Origin of the sequence: Curtobacterium sp. UNCCL17, assembly GCF_000686685.1 — a bacterium.
In the GTDB taxonomy this organism is placed as follows: domain Bacteria; phylum Actinomycetota; class Actinomycetes; order Actinomycetales; family Microbacteriaceae; genus Curtobacterium; species Curtobacterium flaccumfaciens.
The window spans coordinates 291,200-309,441 of sequence record NZ_KK366000.1; the positions used below are offsets into that span (position 1 = coordinate 291,200).

The window sequence follows — 18,242 nt, forward strand, 5'->3', positions numbered from 1 at the left end:
GCGGCGGCAGTACGGTCCGCCACCCGTGCCGTTGATCGCGTGGAGCGGGGGCCGCGCGGTGCTCGCCTTCGTCGTGCCGTTCGCTGCCGGGCTGCTGCTGGCCGGGGTGGTGCTGCTGCTCGGCGTCCCTGGTGGTCGAGTCGCCCTGGTGAACGGTGCGTTCGTGGCGCTCGACGGGGCCGGGGTACCCGTGGCCCTGCTCGCCGTGGGCACGGTCATCGCGGCGCTCGGGCTCGGTTTCGGGGTGACCGCAACCACCGTGGTCATGCTCGCGGCCGCAGACGACGCGGTGGCGGGGCCGCGCGACGCCTGGCGGTGGTCGGTCCACCACCGGTGGCTCGTCGTCGAGGCCGCTCTCGTCGCGTTGGTGGCGTTGGCGGCGGGGACAGCCACCGCTGTGTCGTGGCGGGCAGGTGGATGGGGTGCCGTCGTGATCGTCGTGCTGCTGGTGCTCGGTGCCGTCATCGTGGCGCCCCTGCTGCTCGGCTGGGCGTTGCTCGTGGCCGGTGTGCCCCGTCGATCGGCCTTCCGTCGTGCCTGGGGATCTGGTCGGGTCGTCGTCCGTGGTGGACACGAGGCGACGGCGACGCCGCGTCGTGCGCTCGTCGGGGGAGTGACTCTGATGACGGTGCTCGGGGTCGGCGTCCTGGTGCTGCTGCGCCTGTTGCCGCCGTCCGCGCTCCGGAGCAGCGTGGTCGTGGCCTGGTGCTGCGTCGCCGTGACCGGTCTGGTGCTGGTCATCGTCGCGATCGCGGTGCGTGGGGCCGCAACACGGAACGAAGGCGGTCGGCTTCGGTCACCGCTGGCGGCGGACTCGGTGGCCGGGGGACGACGGGCGAGGCCCGGCCTCATTGGAGCAGCGGCGTTGCTCGTCCCGGCGGTGGTGTTCGCGGTGGTCGTCTCGAGCAACCCGCTCGGCGCCGTGCAGTACGACGCCGCATCGGTCGATGCGCGCGCCGTCTCCGGTGGAGACGTCGCCGACGTCACGGGGCAGACCGCTGTCGTGAGTGCGCCGTACAGGCCTCCGAGCAGCCTTCGGATGTGTCGACAGGTGTCCTGTGACGGGGCCATGGAGATGCCCGGCCGGACGCTCGGCTCCGCGGTCGGCAGCGCGGGTGACGGCGGGCTGCTCACCGCCCAGTGGAAGGTGCGGTTCGACGGCGAGGAAGCGCAGCAGTACGAGCTCGAAGTCGTGCACTCCCGGCCGGACCAACTCGATGCGGCGCCGAAGTCGGACGGTGCCGCCTGGCCCGCGGGGAGACGGGCGGAGAAGCGCGACTCCGCCGACGAGGCACCGGCCGTGGATCGCCCCGAAGGGCGCCGCACCACGGTCACTGCCGTCGACATCGTCGACGGAGACCGGGATCACGTCAGCTACTGGATGACGGACGTCGCCATCGCGGGTTCCGGCGACCGACCGGTCGTGGTCGGGATCGCCCGCGGCGGTGAACCGGAAGGACGCTCGCACCTGGTCGCCGTGTTCTGCGAGGACGTGTCCTGCGTCGAACACACGGTTCGGCAGGTGGCGCTGCCGTGGATCCCGCCGCTCGACCACCAGGGCGTGGACGTCGCCGTCGCGCCGGACGGCACCGCGGTGGTCTCGCTGGTGTCGGAGACCGACGCTCGTTCGCCGACCTTCACCGCCCTTCGGCTGGTGTCGTTCAGCCCGGACGGTGGTCAGCCCGTCGTCCGCGACCTGTCGCACGCGATCCCGCCGGGGGAGCCGGTCCGGGAGTGGGACGAGGCGTACGACGCGCGGGTGGCGATCGGCGGCGACGGGAACCCGGTCGTGCTCGCGCGGTCGAACGGTGTCTCGACCCAACGGCTGACGTTCTGCGCGGATGCGTCGTGCTCGTCTTCGTCGCACACGGACATCACGCCGAAGGGGCCGACGAGCCTCCTTCCGGCGTTCGTCATCGACCGATCGGGGCGGCCACTCGTCGCGGTCCGTGACGAGGAACGCGGCACTCTGGGACTGCTCTCGTGCCGTGACGCGCGGTGCACCAACTCCGAGCAGACGACGATCGCCCGGTTCCCGCCGGTGCAGGACGAACGGTCGGGCACCAGCACGCTGGCGATCAGCCTCAGCGCCGACGACACCCCCATCGTGCTGTCGGGGGGCGTGTCGGAGGACCGGGACGAGGACGTGCAAGGACTCGTGATCCGCTGCGACCGACCCCGGTGCGGGGTGTCGTGACGTGCCCACTTGGTTCGACGACGATGGAGCGCCGACGCCCTAGGATCGTCGTGAGGGCCTTTAGCTCAGCTGGTAGAGCGCCACGTTTACACCGTGGATGTCGTCGGTTCGATCCCGGCAGGGCCCACCGAGCCACCGCTGGCCGGTCTCCCACCAGGACCGGCCAGCGATCAGTCAGTCGCTGAGGGGCGACAGCCATTCGGCTTCGAGGTCGCCTTCGACGAGGTCCGCGAGCTTGCCGAAGTAGTCCTGCATGTGCGGCTGCTGCACGTGGCGCGCGATGTCCGCCCCGGAGGACCACCGCTCGTAGAACGCGAACGCCCCGGGCTGCTCCTTCGTGGTGTGCACCGAGTACTGCTCGTAGCCGTGCTCGGATCGCACCGCGGGGATGATCGCGCGGATCGCGTCTTCGAGTTCCTGCTCCTTGCCGGCCCGGGCGCGGGCGAACCCGTAGACGGCCACCGGGGTCGTCGAGGCCAGGACGTCGGGGGGCATCAGGCCATCGGGGACGGTGTCTTCGGTCGTGCTCATGGTGACTGCTTCCTTCGTGTCGTTGCCGTCCCGAACGAGTGCTCCGGACGTCGCCAACGCTAGGAGCGGCCGGTGGGACGTTCAATGACCCTGAGGACCAGGGTCATGTCCGCCAGGACCATCCGGAATCGTTCCCTGGTCCGTCCGGGAAGTCCGGCGTACCTTCGTCGACGTGGACGTCCTCTCCGAAGTGCTCGACGTCTCCGGAGTCCGGGGGAGTGCCGGCGCCCGGATCGCGGCCGCCGGGGACTGGGGCGTGGAGTGGGTCCGGGATCGCGACGCCGTCGTCTACGCGGTCACTGCCGGTGTCGCCTACCTGACGGTCGAGGGCGGGGCCCCGAGGCTCCTGACGACGGGCGACGTCGTCGTCCTCACCACCGGCGCCGCCCATGCGCTCTCCAGTGCGCCCGGCGTCGGCATCCACTCCTGCGACGTCGCGGCCGCCGACGAGGCACGCCGGGGCGGTGGCCTCCTGCGTCTGGGTGACGGGGACGAGCAGACGCAGATCCTGGGCGCTTCGTACTCGCACGACCCCGCTGGATCCACACCGGTCTTCGCCCTGCTTCCTCCGGTGATCCACCTCCGAGCACAGCAGCTCGACGCGAGCCTCGCGGACATCGTCCGACTCATCGGGCACGAACTCGCTCGTCCCGGCCTCGCGACCCACCTCGTCCTCGATCGTCTCGTCGACGTCCTCCTCGTCGCGATCCTGCGGACCTGGCTCGCCTCCTCGCCAGAACCCGGCGCCTCGTGGTGGGGAGTCCTCCGCGACCCGCTCCTGGTGCGGGCTGTCACGAGGATCCACGAGGCTCCCGGTCACCCCTGGACGACCGAGGCGCTCGCACGTGACATCGCGACGTCGAAGCAGACGCTGGTGCGCCGCTTCCGGACGTTCGCAGGCACCACGCCGGGGGAGTACCTCACCCGCTGGAGGATGGACCTCGCAGCGCGTCGACTCCGTGACACCGACGACGGCCTCCAGAAGATCGCCGCCGACGTCGGGTACACCTCCGTCTACGCGTTCAGCCGAGCGTTCAGCCGTGAACGGTCGCTCCCGCCCGGGCGGTACCGAACGGTCGCCCGCGCAGGTGAGCGCCCCGATTGACGGGAGCACTACTCGCTGATCGTCGATTCGCTCGCCGCGCCCATGGAGAGCAGGATCAGCGCGCGCGCCGTTGCAGAGCCGGCCTCGCAGCCGTAGACGACGAGCTGCAGGCCGGGTGACCCTTCGACGGCGAAGGGGTGGGCGTCGAACTCCAGCCGCCCGACCTCCCCGTGCTCGAACTGCTTCGCGGTGGTCGTCTTGCGCCGTACCCGTTGCGTGCTCCACCGTTCGGCGAACTCCGGGCTGGCGTCGTTCACTTCCTCGATGAGACGGAGGAGGCGCGGGTCGCTCCCGAACTCCGCGGTCGCCGCCCGCAGGCTCGCGACGGTTGCGTCGGCGGCGCGGGCCCAGTCGGCGTGGAAGTGCCGCGCCGTCGGGTCGAGGAAGGTCATCCGCACGAGGTTGTCGAACCGTCCGAAGGGTGCGTACACCGCACGGGCCAGGGCGTTCGCGGCGAGGACCTCGTGCGCGGGGTCGATCACGAAGGCGGGGTGTGTCGACCACGAGTCCAGCAGCTGCCCGAGAGCCGGCGTCACCGACGTCGCCACGCGGGGGACTCGCGGGGAAGCAACCAGTCCTGCCAACGCGAACAGGTGGGCGCGCTCGTCGCCCTCGAGCTCGAGCCCGTCGGCGATGCCCTCGAGCACGGCGGCGCCGGGACTCACCTCCCGCCCTTGCTCGAGGCGCGTGTAGTAGTCGACGCTGAGGCCGCCCAGCACCGCGAGTTCCTCGCGGCGGAGCCCGGGAACCCGGCGGACACCTCCGCCTGGCAGTCCGAGCGACTCCGGGGCGAGGCGCCCGCGGACGGCGCGCAGGTACCCGGCGAGGGTGAGGTCGTCGGCGGGCACGGGCACGGGCACGGGACCAGGGTAGGTGGCAGGAGTTCCGTCTCCCTGGTCCTGCCGCACCCCGGCAGGACAGGGCGATGGTCCGGGACTGCGCGGCGTCGAGGCTGGGAGCATGGACACCAGCAGCGCATCCCAGCCCGTTCACCCCTACCTCGGCCTCTGGGTCACCGCCGATGGCCGCATCCGCCACGAGCTGCGGCCCGACGGCCGCTACGTGGAGGCCCGAGGTGACCATGAGGCGGCCTACGTAGGCGCCTACGAGGTCGACGGCGACCACATCGACTACCGAGACGACACCGGCTTCACCGCGGACGGCGACTTCAGGGACGACGTCCTGCACCACGCGGGCATGGTGCTGCACCGACGGAAGGTCGTCCTGGTGACGGGCGCCTCGAGCGGCATCGGGCGCGCGACGGCCATCCGTCTCGCCGCGGCCGGCCACCCCGTCGTGCTCGGGGCCCGGCGCACCGACCGGCTCGACGAGCTCGTCAGCGAGATCGAGGCGGCGGGTGGCACGGCGATGACAGTGCCGCTCGACGTCACCGCCCTCGTCTCGGTGCAGGATTTCGCGGCTGCCGCCCGGGCACGCTTCGGCCGGATCGACGTGCTCGTCGCGAACGCCGGCGTGATGCCGCTGTCGCCCCTTGCCGCAGGTCTCGTCGACGAGTGGGACAGGATGATCGACGTCAACGTCCGCGGCCTCTCCACAGCATCACGGCGACCCTGCCCACCATGCTCGCGCAGGGCACCGGCCACGTCGTGACGATCGCATCCGTCGGCGCCTACGACGTCTCGCCCTCGGCTGCCGTCTACTGCGGCACGAAGTTCGCAGCACGGGCGATCACCGAGGGGCTGCGTCAGGAGTCACCGCGCGGGATCCGTGTGACCACCGTGTCGCCAGGAGTGACCGAGTCCGAGCTCGCCGCAACGATCACCGACGCCTCCGCCGCCGCCGCGATGGTCGTCTACCGTGCCGAGTCGATCTCCGCCGACGCGATCGCCCGCGCCGTCTCCTACGCGGTGGCCGAGCGACCCGACGTCGACGTGAACGAGATCGTCGTGCGGCCTGCGGCCCAGCGTTGAATTGCTCCGCAGTGTCGCAGCGAGCCGCCGGGCGCGGCCCGACGCGTGGCCGTCACCACGGGAGAGCCATGTCTCGATCGGCGATCCTCATCGAACGCGAGAGGCTCGGCGTGCCCGGTGGGTAAGGGTGACCGCGGCGAGAGCGAGGACGACCGCTGCGGCTGCGGCAAGCCTGCCCACCTGCTGCGCAGCGAGCGCCGACTCGTACTGCCGTTTCGTCAGGACGACATCGGAGCCCTCGGCGGTCGGCCAGGAGAAGACCGGCGCAACCTGGCCGGCCTCGACGGTCGCTCCGACGCAGATCACGAGTGCAACAACGCTCAGTGCGATGAGGGCAATCGCCCATCGGAGTGAAGCTGTTCGACGCGTCATGGGATCACGGTAGCGGTGCATCGCCGGGGCCCCAGCTCGCCAGCGTCGTCGTCCGAGCCAACAGTCCCGAGCAAGACCTCGGCGATCGTCCAGCGTGCAGCATGTTCGCTCGTCCGTTCCGACAGCACCCGGACCTGATCCAGGCACGAGCGGTCACGGTCTCGACGGGGTCGTGGCGATGCTGGTGGGGACGCGTGGGGAGCTGAGGCCAGCGCGTGCCGCGCCGTTCCTGAGGCCGTGCAGCAGGAGTCGGCGCGCCGGCACCTCGACCGCGTCGTGCAGCACGGTCGCGACGGCCAGCGCGACCACCAACGCGAGCAGGGTCAGGAGGGCGCTGGTCACGCCTCCGGCGGCATCCTGGGGTCGGAAGCGCAGCACGGCGTCGATCGTCAGGAGATGGACGAGGTGGAACGCGAACGACCTGGTCCCCAGGCGCACCAGCAGCGGAGACGACAGGCCGGTGGAACGTCCTTCGGCGTCCGCCCTGGCGAGCGCGGGCAGGAGCAGGGAGAACCCCACGACCGTGCAGCCGGTCAGCGCGAAGCCCGAGGTGGGATGCAGGTCTGCGGCGAGGAGTCCTGCGACCGTCAGCAGGACGGGGACCGTGAGTCGTGGTCCACGCCAGGCCCCCGAGCGCACCAGGGCAGCGGTCAGGACGCCGAGCAGGAACTCGGGGAACCGAGCCGGGGGCCAGCTCGCCGGGACGGGAGAACCCGGGAGGTGCGGCACGAGCACCGGTGCGACCAGGACGAGGACGGCTGCGAGCACGGCGAGGGCCGCGAGCACGGCAGGGTGAGCGCGTCGGAGCAGCCGGATGAGGAACGGGAACGTCAGGTAGAAGAACGCTTCGCAGGCCAGGGACCACGACACCGGGTTCCCGGCTTGCCACCACGGGGCGTGCCAGGCGTTGACGAGCAGGACGTTCGCCACGAGGGCTGCCGGCGACGTCGTCCGGATGCTCGGCATCAGTGTCGCTCCCACGACGATCGCGGCGAGGACGGCGACCAGGTGCAGCGGCCAGATCCGCGCGGCACGGCGGTACCAGAAGTGCAGTGCTGCTCGCAGCGGTCCTGCGCGGTCCCCGTCCGTGCGGTCCGACCAGGCCAGCACGAAGCCGGAGAGCATGAAGAACAGCGAGACGCCGGTGTCCCCGCTGCCGACCACAGCGCTCAGGGTCGTCTGCGCGTTCCCGTCGAAGTACCCGAGGTTCCGCACGTGGTAGGCGAAGACCCCGAACGCAGCGACCCATCGCAGGCCGGTCAACGACGGCAGGACAGGGGTCTCGAGCGCGGGGTCGTTTCTGGACATGCCCTCATCGGAACAGTCGGCACGTCAGCCGAGCGTCTGGTCGAGCGCATACGCTCCGCATACATCCGATCTGCTGTGCTGACCGGGTCAGGATCGGCCGGAGCAGCGAAGAGCGACGTGCGGGTACTGGTGGTGGAGGACGAGCCGTTCCTGGCGGAGGCGATCCGCGCTGGCCTGCGGCTCGAAGCGATCGCCGCCGACACGGTGGGCGACGGCTTCACCGCGCTCGATCAGCTGGCCGTCCATGCGTACGACGTGGTCGTGCTCGACCGGGACATCCCCGGTCTGCACGGCGACGAGGTCTGTGCCCGGATCGTCGCTGACCCGGAAGCGCCGAGCGTCCTCATGTTGACGGCGTCGACGACACTCGCGGAGCGGGTCCACGGCCTCCAGCTCGGGGCCGACGACTACCTGGGCAAGCCCTTCGACTTCGAGGAGCTCGTGGCACGGCTCCGCGCGCTCAACCGGCGAGCACGTCGCGCGGTCGCGCCGGTCCTCGAGACGGCTGGCCTCCGGCTCGACCCCTTCCGACGTGAGGCCTACCGCGACGGACGCTACCTGCGTCTGAGGCGGAAGGAGTTCGCGGTCCTCGAGGTCCTGCTGCGTGCGGACGGCGGGGTCGTGAGTGCCGAGCAGCTGCTCGAGCAGGTGTGGGACGAGCACGCTGACCCGTTCACCAACGCGGTCAGGCTGACCATCTCCACGCTGCGCAAGAAGCTCGGCAGTCCCGACGCCATTCGCACGCTGCCCGGTGTCGGGTACGCGATCGCACAGGGTCCTGCACGCGAGGGTCACGAAGCATGAGGATCCCCGCGCTGCACCGTCTGTCGATCCGGGCGCGGCTCACCCTGACCTACACGGCCCTGATCCTGCTCACCGGCGCCGTCATGCTCGCGGTCGTCTTCGCGGTCCTCGCCATCGTGCCCGGCTACGCGTTCACGGCAGGCCCGTTCCCCTCCGGGTCGACGCACGACGTGTACGAGATCACCGGCCGCGACGACGTCCTCCGCCTCTTCGTCATCGTCTCGGTCCCGGCGCTGCTCGTGGTCGGGGGCATCGGTGGTGTCGTCAGCTGGCTCGTCGCGGGCAGACTCCTCCGCCCGCTGCGCGACATCATCACGACCGCCGACCGGCTCGGTGCCGGGACGCTGGACGCCCGCGTGGACGTCTCCGGGCCACCGGACGAGATCCGCGACGTCGGTGCGACGCTGAACCGGATGCTCGACCGCCTGGAGACCGCCTCCGTCAGTCGGTCGCGGTTCGCGGCGAACGCCTCGCACGAGCTCCGGACCCCGCTCGCCACGATGAAGACGATGCTCCAGGTCGCCCTCCGCACACCCGACGGTCCGGACCGGACGCAGACCCTCGAACGACTGCTCGTCACCACGGACCAGATGATCCGGATGACGACGGCGCTGCTCGACCTGGCACGGGGGGACGAACCCATCGACGCGCGCCCGGTGTCGCTCCGCGACGAGGTCGCGGCCGCGCTGCTGGCAGTGGACGCGGAACGCCTCGCCCGGCGGATCGTCGTGTCGGTCCAGCTCGACGACGTCGTCGTGCTGGGCAACCGACCGCTGCTCGGGCAACTCGTCGGCAACCTGATCCGCAACGCCGTGGTCCACAACGTCTCCGGCGGGAGCCTGCGGGTGGTCCTCGACGATCGGTCGTCCGAGCTCCGGGTCGAGAACGACGGCGAGGTGATCCCGACCGTCGAGGCGCACGAGCTGACGGAGCCGTTCCGCCGCCGCCACCGCACGCGGACGAACGGGAGCGGGCACGGACTCGGCCTGCCGCTCGTGGCGATGATCGCGACCGTACACGGTGCAGAGCTGACCCTGACGCCGCGAGCTGCCGGCGGGTTGACCGCTTCGACCCGCTTCCCGGAACGGCAGCCACCAGATCCGGAAGGATCCAACCGATCGTCGCCCCGGGTCCTCGGCGATCACCCTGGCGTCCGGTAGCGTCAGCGCCATGACCGAGATGCAGCGACGCAGTCTGCTCGAACGGCTGATCGGCAAGCCCCTGCCGTGGCTCGTCTGGGTGTGGGCGGTCATCGCGCTGGTCTGGCTCGTCCTGGCCGTCGTCGAACCGTCACGGTTCCACACGCAGATGGCGGTCCTCTGGATCATCCTCGCCGCCGTGCAGATCGGCTCGGTGTCCTACGCCCGGGCTCAGGCGCGGAAGCGTGCTCGGAACGCAGGCGACGACTCGTAGTCGGCCGAGCGCCCGCGCCCGGCACACGTCGCTCGCGTCGCGGGGCTGCACTTCGTCGTGCTCCGGAGATCGCTCGGCGCGTCTGGACAGAACCCGGACGTGTGACCCGAGCGGCGGTCCGCCGCCGGGACCCGTAGGCTCCAGGCGGACCCACCGGTGCACGGGGCGCACGGCGGGATCCGAGGGGGAACCACATGGCCATCACATCCAGGATCACCACCGCGGGGACGGCGACCGTGATCGTCGTGCTCGCACTCTCCGGCTGCGCCGGGACCGGCACCACGGCACCGGGAGTGGAGCGGGCCACACCGCGGTCGTCGGCATCGACACAAGCGCCGACCCAGGCACCGACGGAGACGCCGACCGCGCCGGCCACCGCCGACTCCGCCACGAAGGACCTCACGTTCGAGGACGGCGCCGCGCTCTCGGCGAGCACGCTGCCCGCGTTCGGGCTCCAGGTCTCGGCGCTCGACGGCTGGGAGCAGACCGGCGAGGACCCGACCACCGGGTCGCGGGAGTACACGAACGCCGACGGCTCCGTGGCGACGATCACGCAGCAGCGGCTCACCGACCTCGACCCGACGATCGGGGACCGCGCCGCCACCGAGCAGCTGTTCACGGCCGCGGGGCTGCCGGCCGACCGGCTCGAGGAGCAGCTCCTGCCGACGATCACCGGCGGCACCGCGCAGTTCCTGTCGATCGCCGGGCACAACACGGACGGGTCCTGGTCGGCGACGGTCGCGCGTGCCTTCGCGAAGCCCGGAGCGGCGCTCATCGTGAAGGTCCGGACGACCTCGCAGGATGCGCTCCGTCCCGACCTGCACGACATCCTGGTCAACGCGCAGGTGGTCGTCGCCTAGCGAGCCGTCGAGCCGTCGAGCCGTCGAGCCGGTGAGACGGAGCGTCGCGTCGGGCCGCCGCGTCGGGGCGCTGCGACGGTTCCCTAGGCTGAGTCCTCGTGCGCCGCTCCGTCCGTCTCCTGACCGTCCTCGTGATCGTCACCCTGTTCGCCGTCGGGGTCCTGTCGGCGGTGGTGTTCATCCAGCGTGTGCTGGCGGATCCGGCGAGCGACGTCGCGTGGGTCGGCACCGTCCGGGCGACGGGGTTCATCGTCATCGGGGTCATGCTGACACTGCTCGGACGGCGAGCGATGCCCGCGGCCGTCGAGGCGCTCAACCTGCCCGCCAGCGCCGGTCCGGTGCGCCCGCTCACGGTCGTGGTGTGGGTCGTCCTCGGTGCCACCATCTACTCGATCCTGCGCGGCTGGACGGTGATCGTCCCCGTCGCGGCCGTCGTCAGTGCGATCGTGGTGGCGTTGCCGTTCGTCGAACGCTTCCTGGACACGGCGCTGGCCCGGCAGGCTGCGCGAGCCGACGCCGACGCCGACGCGTGAGACGGCACGCGGGACGGACGTGAGACGGTCACGAGACGGGACGGGAGGCCCGGTGCCAGCTGGCACCGGGCCTCCCGTTCGTCGTGGACGCGGCCTGACCGCCCCTGCCGACCCACGCGGGTCGGCCCCGGTCAGCGCTCCGCGCGTCCGGCGAAGCGGTACCGGAACCCGGGCACACCGTCCGCGGTGACGACCACGTCGTAGTACCCCCACTCGTCGAGCGGCCAGTGCATCGTCTTGTGCCCGGAGCCGCGGACGTGTGCGGTCTCGCGGTGCTCGACGAAGTCGTTGGCCACGAGCACGAAGCGGAGCTCGGCCCCGCCGGTGTTCTCGAGCAGGAGCTGCAGGGTGCGCCGGCCGCGGGTGTCCCGGACGACCGAGACGTGCGGCACGCCGCCGATCGCCCGACCACCGACAGCGACGGTGCCGGCGAAGCGACGGAGGAACCGGTCGGGTCCGTAGACGCTGACGTCGTAGGCACCGGCGGTCGTCGTGGTGTCCCAGGCCCAGTCGGCGGTGGCGCCGACGGGGACGGTCTTCGGGTGGGCGGCGAACGGCATCGCGGTGTTCGGGTAGACCAGGAAGTTGACGCCCTGACGGCCGTCGTTCGCGAGCGTCACGGTGACCCGGCCGGTGCGGTGGTCGACGGTCGCGTCGGCGTGCTGCCGGTAGGGCAGGCTCCGGCGGCGGACGGTGCCGGGCTCCTGGACGGGCAGGGTCTGCGCACCGATCGCCGGTTCCTCGATCGGCGGCTTCGCCTGGTCGGCGTCGGCGGCCGCCACCAGCGCACGGGTCTGCTCGATGCCGGGGACGACGTCTGGGCCGGGGATGCTCGGGTCCGGCGCGGTGAAGTCGAAGCAGCTCGTCAGGTCTCCGGAGACGGTCCGTCGCCAGTCGGAGATGTTCGGCTCGCGGACGCCCGTGACGTGTTCGAGGAACTGGATCACGGACGTGTGGTCCGCCACCTGCGAGTTGACCCACCCGCCACGGCTCCACGGCGAGACCACGGTCATCGGCACGCGGGCACCCATGCCGATGGGCAGTCCGTCGACGTACTCGTCGGGGGTGCCGGGTTCGGCGAACGGGGGGACGACGTGGTCGAAGTACCCGTCGTTCTCGTCGTAGTTGACGAGCAGGACGGTCGAGGCCCAGGTGTCCGGGTTGCTGAAGAGGGCCTGCACGACGGCGTTCGTGTAGTGGGCGCCGTAGTCCGGGCTGGCGGCCGGGTGCTCGCTCCAGCCGTAGGGGGCGATGACGTACGACACGGTCGGCAGGCTGTTGGTCGCGCAGTCCTGCCCGAACTGGCTGAGCAGGTGGGTGACGTCGAGGCCCTTGCCCGAGTTCGGCTTCCACCCGTCGTGCAGCCCGGCACGCGCGGCGAGCTCCTGCTGGGCGAGGTCGGAGGACGCGAGCGCACGGTGGTACTGCTCGAACAGCCAGAGCGGGTTGTCGCCGTAGTCGCCGACGTACGGGTCGGCGGAGCTGTCACCGACCTCGTCGTTGGCGTAGGTCTTCCAGGTGACCCCGGCCGCCTGCAGTCGTTCGGCGTAGGTGGTCCAGGCGAACACCGGTTCGTAATCGGCCGGGTTGTCGGTCGCCGGTCCGCCCTGGGCACCGCGGGGGTCGATGGTGCCGGACCACTGGTACAGGCGGTTCGGCGTGGTCGGACCGTTGAGCGAGCAGTGGTAGTCGTCGCAGACCGTGAACGCACCGGCGAGTGCGCGCTGGTAGGGGATGTCCTCGCTCGTGAAGTAGCCCATCGTCTGGGCGCTCTTCGCGTCGACCCACCGGTTCCAGGCACCGCCGTTCCACGCGGTGTGCCCACCGCCCCAGGAGTGGTCGAGGCCGTCGGCGTTCTGCGCGTTGAACCGGGTGGTGTCGAGCCGGAACGGCAGCATCGCGCCACCGTCGGTGCGGGCAGCCGACGGCTGGTGGAAGACGTCGTGTCCGGTCGGCAGCTCGAGCGCCTGCTTGTCCGAGAACCCGCGGACCCCGGGCATCGTGCCGTAGTAGTGGTCGAACGACCGGTTCTCCTGCATGAGCACGACGACGTGCTCGACATCGGCGATCGTGCCGGTGGGGACGGCACGGGCGGTCGCGGCGCTGGCGCGGTCGGCCGCGCCCGGACCGAAGGCGGAGCCGGCGGCGACGCCGGCCATGATCGCGGCCGCGCCGCCGATCAGGACCGTCCGGCGGCTCAGGCCGGGGCGGACCGCGGCGGTGTACGCGGCGTCCGGGGTCAGCGGTGGTGCGGCGTCCAGGTCGACGTCGGGTGCGCCGTGTTCGGGCTTCCTCGTGCTCATCGGGGGCCTTCCTGATCGTGGGGAGTGCGGGCGCCCGGTGGGAGAACGCCCGTCAGCATGACAACCAGGTGCGCTGAACCGGGTCTGGCCTGGTCGTGGCAGGCGGGTGAACGCGTCCGGTGGAAACGGGACGGAGGTGTCCGGGTGCCCGACTGTTCGGGGCCGTCCTTCCGGGATCTTCAGCACCGACGCTGCCTCGCACGTGGACAGCTCGTCGCGGGGCAGAGGAGGATCAGCGGGTGCGACGACTGTTCCGGGACCTCGCCGAGGACCTCGCCGACCGGGTGCTCCGCGGTGAGTTCGACGCCACCGGGGTGCTGCCGTCCGAGCACGACCTCGCCGCCGACTACGGCGTCGCGCGCGGCACCGTGCGGAACGCGCTCGGCCTGCTCCGAGATCGGCAGGTCCTCGCCGCGCGCTCGGGTTCCCGCTGGCGCGTCCGGACGGCAACGCTGGGCCACGAGGCGGGCGGGCTCGAGTCGTTCGGTCAGCTGGCCAGGGCGAGGGGGCACGAACCGGGCGGACGGGTGGTGGCGACCGAGGAACGGCCGGCCACCGTGCGTGAGCGGCGCCTCTTCCGCGCTGCGCACGACGAGCCCGTCCTGCACGTCGTGCGGGTGCGCTCCCTCGACGGTGTCGACGTCATGCTCGAGCGCACCGCCTACGCGCCGTGGGTCGCCGCCGTCATCCGGACGATCCCGGGCGGGCAGACGTCGGTGTCGGCGACCCTGGAGGACCGGTTCGGCATCCGGGTGGGCTCCGCCGTCACCACCGTGGACGCGCTGCTCGCGGACGACGCCGACGCCGCGCTCCTCGGCGTCCGGCCCGGCGCGGCGCTCCTGCAGGTGCGCCGGTCCAGCACCGCCGAGGACGGCCGCCCGCTCGAGGCGGGCGACGACCGGTACGTCGCCGGGACCGTGCCGCTCCGGATCCGGACGGCGTCCGCAACAGCACCGACACCGACACCGCTGACCGGCACCGGGCACGACGACGTGGGATGAGCCGGACGGGAGGCCCGGGGTCAGCTGGCACCGTGCCTCCCGTCCGTCTCCACTCGACCGCACGGCGTGGGCCGGCAGGCGGGATCAGCGTCGCTGTGAGCCGTCCGCGGCGGCGGCGACGGCCGCCGCCAGCCCGGCCTCGATGACGTCCACGGGGTCGGGCAGGGTTGCGATCGACGCCGCGACCTGACGGCTGCGGGCGCGGTGGGTCGGCGAGGCGAGGACCTCGCGGACCGCCCGACGGATCGCCGCCGGCCGCGGCGTCCCGGAGCGCAGGTTCCGCCCGCACCCGGCCCACGCGACCCGGGCGGCGACCTCCGGCTTGTCCTCGGTCGACCCGGCGACCACGAGCGGCACGCCGTGCGCGAGGGCACGCTGCACCCCGCCGAACCCGCCGTTCGTGACGACGACGCTGCACCGCGGTAGGAGCTGGTCGTAGGGCAGGAAGGTCGCCACCCGGGCGTTCCCGGGCAGCCCCGTGCCGAGCGCGCGTTCGACCTGGTCGACCGGGCGGCCACCGGTGGTGGCGACGACGAGGACGTCCTCGTCCACCAGCGCGCGGAGCGTCGGCGCGATGAGCCGGCCGAGGTCGACGGTGTCGATCGTGCCCTGGGTCACGAGCACCACCGGGGTGTCGGTGTCCAGGTCGTCCCACCACGCGGGCAGGTCGGCCTCGGGTGTCGGTGCCGCGCGGGCCACGACCGGCCCGACGAACCGGACCGAGTCGGGGAGCTCGCGGCGCGGGTACTCGAGCTCCGCGACGCTCAGCTGGAACAGGGTGTCGAAGCAGCGGTAGGCGAAGTCGAAGGTCCCGGTCTGCGACGGCGGCGCCCCCACCTCGGCGAGCACGACGTCGACGGCCTGCTGCAGCGGCCGGGTGAGGACGGGGTGGATCGCCGCCGTGAGCAGTCGGTTGCGTGCGCGCGCCAGCGGCCCGCGACCCGGCGAGAGCGCGGTGCCGAAGGGTGCGGCGTCGACGCTGGTGAGCGTCACCGGGGTGGTCGCGATCCCGAGCACGGGCAGGCGGTCGCCCGGCGGCAGCGCGAGGTACGGGGCGAGCCCGGTGAACGTCGCCTCGCCGAGCACCGCGTCGAACCGACTCGTTGCCAGCAGGGCCGTCAGCGCGCGGTACTGGGAGGGGATCGGCCGGACGAACATCGCGATGATGCCCTCGCGGACGACGGCCACCCCGCGGGCCGCCGTGGCGTCGGCGAGCCGGTCCTGCAGCTCGGCGTCGTCGAAGTCGGCGTCGGCCGGCAGGGCCACGAAGCCGAGCCCGGCGCCGACGACGAGGTCGCGGTACTTGGACCCCGTCAGCACGGTGATCTCGTGGCCGCGCTCGGCGAGGTCGCGCCCCACGTCGACGAGGGGCGCGAGGTGGCCGTAGACGGGCGGGGCGCAGAGCAGGTACGAGGACACGGGGGCCGCTTCCGTCGGGGGATGGCCGGACGCTCGGAGCGTAGGCGCGGCGAGCAGGCGCGTGGCGCGGCACGGACTGGGAGTGGGTGAGAGTCCTCGAGCACACGACGGCACACACGTCGGCGCATGGCTGACGTACTGCGTCTGCAGTAGTCGGGGCGCTCCCGCTGCAGTACCGCTCGCGCTCCGGACCGGCGCACGCTGCCGGCCTCGCGAAGCGGTCAGCGGGTCGTCTCGACGGCCGGCCTGGTCCGTACCGGGGCGAGCCAACGGGTCAGCAGCACGGCGGTGATGCTGCCGGTCGCCATGATCGCGGCGAGCACCACGATCTGGAAGCGCCCGGCCTCGAGCGGGGACACGCCACCGAACACGGCCCCCACGAATGCGCCGGGCAGGGTGACGAGCCCGGTCGTCCTCGTCTGGTCGACCGTCGGCACCAGGGCGGCACTCACGGCGCGTCGGACCAGGTCCGCGGTGGCGCGGCCGGGTGTCGCTCCGAGCGCGAGCCACCCCTCGACCTCGTCCCACCGATCGTCGACGAGTTCGCGGAAGCGACGACCGGCGATGGTCGCGATCGACATCGCGTTGCCGATGACGATGCCGCCGAGCGCAAGTGCGTAGCGGGGCGAGAGCGCGATGGCTCCGCTCCCGAAGACGACGACCGCGCTGACCAGGATGCCGGACGCCATCGCTCCGGCGACCGGCAGCACCATCGTCCGGAGGTCCCCGAGCCGACGGGCCGACGTGCACGTCGCCACGATGAACATCACCCCGAGCGCAAGACCGATCAGGACGGGCGATCGGATGACACCGGTGAGCACGAGGCTGACGGCAGCGAGCTGCAGGACACCTCGCGCGATCGCCGCTGCCGGAGCCCAGGGTGCCGATGCGCGAGCAGCGAGCAGGACGACGGTCGCCGTCGCGACGAGCGCAAGGACGCCGAGCACCGTGCGCACCAGGACGTCTTCGGTCATGTCAGCTGCTCGCTCATCTGGTGCACTGTACGGCCGGAACGGTGTCAGCCGTCAGTTGCCGTGCGTGGACCAGAACGTCGGCGGTCGCTCGTGATCGCGATGACGACGAGGATCGCGAGCATCGCGATCACGCTGACCATGCCGGTGCCGTAGCCGAGTCCACCTCGGAGCGGGGAGACGGCCAGCCAGTCCGCGACCGATGCGCCGAGCGGTCTGGTCAGGACGTACGCGGTCCAGAACGCCGCGACCGGGCCGAGGGTCCTCGTCCGCCGCAGCGCGACGACCACCGCCATCCCGCCCAGGAAGACGCCGGCACCGAGCAGGTACCCGAGGTGCAGCGTCGAGGCGATGAGGTCACCCGCCGCAGTGCCCATGGCGAACGTCACGATCACGGTTGCCCAGTAGAACCCCTGACGTCGGGTGGTGGTGACGGTGTGCACGTCGAGGGTCCCCTCGGTTCGTCGCCACGCGGCGAACACGATGACGAGGACTGCGAGGAACACCGGTGTGGAGACGAGGTAGGGAATCCCTGCCACCACGTGCGCGACATCGGCGATCATCGTGCCGAAGACTGCGACCATCGCCACCGCCGACCAGTACTTCCACGGCGAGAACCGGCGAGACCGGAACTGGACAGCGAGCACCACGACGAACACGACCCCGGTGATCAGGACCGTGGGGGCCGGGGCGAAGCGGGTCACGAGCCGATCCGACAGCGCCTCACCCATCCCCGTGGTGAGGATCTTGATCACCCAGAACGACCCGGACGGTTCGGCGACCCGGGTCGGGAGTGTCCGGGTGCCGGTCACGCTCGTCGGTCGCTCGCCACGGGCTGCTCGTCCGGGCGGCTCCGGTCGGTCCGGCTGCTCGCTCGCTTTCGGACCACCCCGATCAGGATGGGCAGGATCGAGACGATGACGACGACGATCATGAGGACGTCGATGTTGTGCGCCACGAACGGGATCCCGCCGAGCAGCACCCCGACCACCGTGAGTCCGCAGGCCCAGCCCACCGCACCGACGACGTTCCACAGGATGAACCTGCGGTAGTGCATGTCCGCTGTTCCCGCCGCGAGCGGGACGTAGGTCCGGACCACCGGAACGAACCGACCGAGGACCAGGGAGAGCCCGCCCCACCGGGTGAAGAACGCTTCGGCCTCGTCCAACCGAGCGGTCGTGAGTACCCGTGCACCCGCACGGAAGAGCCGGCGGCCGAAGCGTCGACCGATCCAGTAGCCGACCTGGTCCCCGGCGACGGCAGCGATCGACGCGACGACCGCGACCTGCCATGGCGCGATGCCCAGTGCAGCGCTCGTGATCGCTGCGGTGACCAGGAGCGAATCACCGGGCAGGAACGGGAACAGCACCCCGGACTCGATGAAGATGAGGACTGCGATCCCCGCAAGGACGGCGGGGCCGAACGCGTGCAGGACGGATCCGGCGTCGAACAGGTGGACGGCGAGCGGGACGGTGAGCATCGTGGCCTTTCCGG

The 18,242-nt window shown here is 71.8% G+C and carries 17 protein-coding genes, 1 tRNA gene and 1 pseudogene; 10 read left to right on the plus strand and 9 right to left on the minus strand.

The window, feature by feature from the left end; genetic code table 11:
- The first annotated feature begins 25 nt into the window (after positions 1–25).
- Both BR70_RS0106190 and BR70_RS0106195 read left to right on the plus strand, forming a co-directional pair.
- Positions 26–2,197, plus strand: a complete 2,172-nt coding sequence (locus BR70_RS0106190; protein ID WP_155896801.1) for a hypothetical protein — start codon at positions 26–28, stop codon at positions 2,195–2,197.
- 54 nt (positions 2,198–2,251) lie between these two features.
- Positions 2,252–2,324, plus strand: a tRNA-Val gene (locus BR70_RS0106195).
- A 47-nt stretch (positions 2,325–2,371) separates the two neighbouring features.
- On the opposite strand, the gene BR70_RS0106200 is transcribed toward BR70_RS0106195, so the two are convergent.
- A complete protein-coding gene (locus BR70_RS0106200; RefSeq protein ID WP_051596779.1) occupies positions 2,372–2,728 on the minus strand; it encodes a putative quinol monooxygenase in 357 nt (118 codons plus the stop codon).
- Positions 2,729–2,900: 172 nt separating this feature from the next.
- Here BR70_RS0106200 and BR70_RS0106205 point away from each other — a divergent pair, with 172 nt between their 5' ends.
- Positions 2,901–3,833 carry an AraC family transcriptional regulator gene (locus BR70_RS0106205; RefSeq protein WP_027465355.1) on the plus strand — a complete coding sequence of 311 codons (933 nt, stop codon included), beginning with the start codon at positions 2,901–2,903 and terminating at the stop codon, positions 3,831–3,833.
- Positions 3,834–3,841: 8 nt separating this feature from the next.
- Here the strand turns inward: BR70_RS0106205 and BR70_RS0106210 are convergent, their stop codons facing one another.
- On the minus strand, positions 3,842–4,693 hold the full coding sequence (locus BR70_RS0106210; RefSeq protein WP_197019622.1) for a helix-turn-helix transcriptional regulator: 852 nt from the start codon (positions 4,691–4,693) through the stop codon (positions 3,842–3,844).
- A 100-nt stretch (positions 4,694–4,793) separates the two neighbouring features.
- Between BR70_RS0106210 and BR70_RS19835 the strand changes: the two are divergent.
- Positions 4,794–5,764: pseudogene (locus BR70_RS19835) on the plus strand (SDR family NAD(P)-dependent oxidoreductase).
- 87 nt (positions 5,765–5,851) lie between these two features.
- Here BR70_RS19835 and BR70_RS0106220 read toward each other — a convergent pair.
- Positions 5,852–6,136 carry a hypothetical protein gene (locus tag BR70_RS0106220; protein ID WP_155896802.1) on the minus strand — a complete coding sequence of 95 codons (285 nt, stop codon included), beginning with the start codon at positions 6,134–6,136 and terminating at the stop codon, positions 5,852–5,854.
- Between the two features lie 153 nt (positions 6,137–6,289).
- A complete protein-coding gene (locus BR70_RS19840; protein ID WP_081827281.1) occupies positions 6,290–7,444 on the minus strand; it encodes an acyltransferase family protein in 1,155 nt (384 codons plus the stop codon).
- Between the two features lie 117 nt (positions 7,445–7,561).
- Here BR70_RS19840 and BR70_RS0106230 point away from each other — a divergent pair, with 117 nt between their 5' ends.
- The 5 genes from BR70_RS0106230 (at position 7,562) to BR70_RS0106250 (ending at position 11,054) form a co-directional block, all read left to right on the plus strand.
- Entirely contained in the window at positions 7,562–8,248 is a 687-nt protein-coding gene (locus BR70_RS0106230; protein ID WP_027465358.1) for a response regulator transcription factor, read from the plus strand.
- Positions 8,245–9,408 (plus strand): sensor histidine kinase, encoded by a 1,164-nt coding sequence (locus tag BR70_RS19845; RefSeq protein WP_051596695.1) that lies wholly within the window; start codon positions 8,245–8,247, stop codon positions 9,406–9,408. Before BR70_RS0106230 ends, BR70_RS19845 begins: the two co-directional genes overlap by 4 nt.
- Before the next feature lie 10 nt (positions 9,409–9,418).
- Complete coding sequence (locus BR70_RS0106240; protein ID WP_027465359.1) at positions 9,419–9,661, plus strand: hypothetical protein; 243 nt, start codon at positions 9,419–9,421, stop codon at positions 9,659–9,661.
- A gap of 194 nt (positions 9,662–9,855) precedes the next feature.
- Entirely contained in the window at positions 9,856–10,521 is a 666-nt protein-coding gene (locus BR70_RS0106245) for a hypothetical protein (RefSeq protein ID WP_027465360.1), read from the plus strand.
- Between the two features lie 98 nt (positions 10,522–10,619).
- Positions 10,620–11,054 carry a hypothetical protein gene (locus tag BR70_RS0106250; RefSeq protein ID WP_027465361.1) on the plus strand — a complete coding sequence of 145 codons (435 nt, stop codon included), beginning with the start codon at positions 10,620–10,622 and terminating at the stop codon, positions 11,052–11,054.
- Positions 11,055–11,185: 131 nt separating this feature from the next.
- Here BR70_RS0106250 and BR70_RS0106255 read toward each other — a convergent pair whose 3' ends face one another.
- Positions 11,186–13,357, minus strand: coding sequence for a phosphocholine-specific phospholipase C (locus BR70_RS0106255; protein WP_027465362.1), 2,172 nt, complete (start codon positions 13,355–13,357; stop codon positions 11,186–11,188).
- Between the two features lie 239 nt (positions 13,358–13,596).
- Here BR70_RS0106255 and BR70_RS19850 point away from each other — a divergent pair, with 239 nt between their 5' ends.
- Positions 13,597–14,358, plus strand: coding sequence for a GntR family transcriptional regulator (locus BR70_RS19850; RefSeq protein WP_051596696.1), 762 nt, complete (start codon positions 13,597–13,599; stop codon positions 14,356–14,358).
- 84 nt (positions 14,359–14,442) lie between these two features.
- Here BR70_RS19850 and BR70_RS0106265 read toward each other — a convergent pair whose 3' ends face one another.
- The 4 genes from BR70_RS0106265 to BR70_RS0106280 form a co-directional block, all read right to left on the minus strand.
- Positions 14,443–15,777 (minus strand): nucleotide disphospho-sugar-binding domain-containing protein, encoded by a 1,335-nt coding sequence (locus BR70_RS0106265; protein ID WP_027465363.1) that lies wholly within the window; start codon positions 15,775–15,777, stop codon positions 14,443–14,445.
- A 221-nt stretch (positions 15,778–15,998) separates the two neighbouring features.
- Positions 15,999–16,751 carry an ABC transporter permease gene (locus tag BR70_RS0106270; protein WP_027465364.1) on the minus strand — a complete coding sequence of 251 codons (753 nt, stop codon included), beginning with the start codon at positions 16,749–16,751 and terminating at the stop codon, positions 15,999–16,001.
- A 44-nt stretch (positions 16,752–16,795) separates the two neighbouring features.
- The gene (locus BR70_RS19855; RefSeq protein WP_035808247.1) at positions 16,796–17,560 is read right to left on the minus strand and encodes a COG4705 family protein; all 765 of its coding nucleotides are present in this window, start codon (positions 17,558–17,560) and stop codon (positions 16,796–16,798) included.
- Entirely contained in the window at positions 17,557–18,228 is a 672-nt protein-coding gene (locus BR70_RS0106280) for a DedA family protein (protein WP_027465365.1), read from the minus strand. Before BR70_RS0106280 ends, BR70_RS19855 begins: the two co-directional genes overlap by 4 nt.
- Positions 18,229–18,242: the final 14 nt, after the last annotated feature.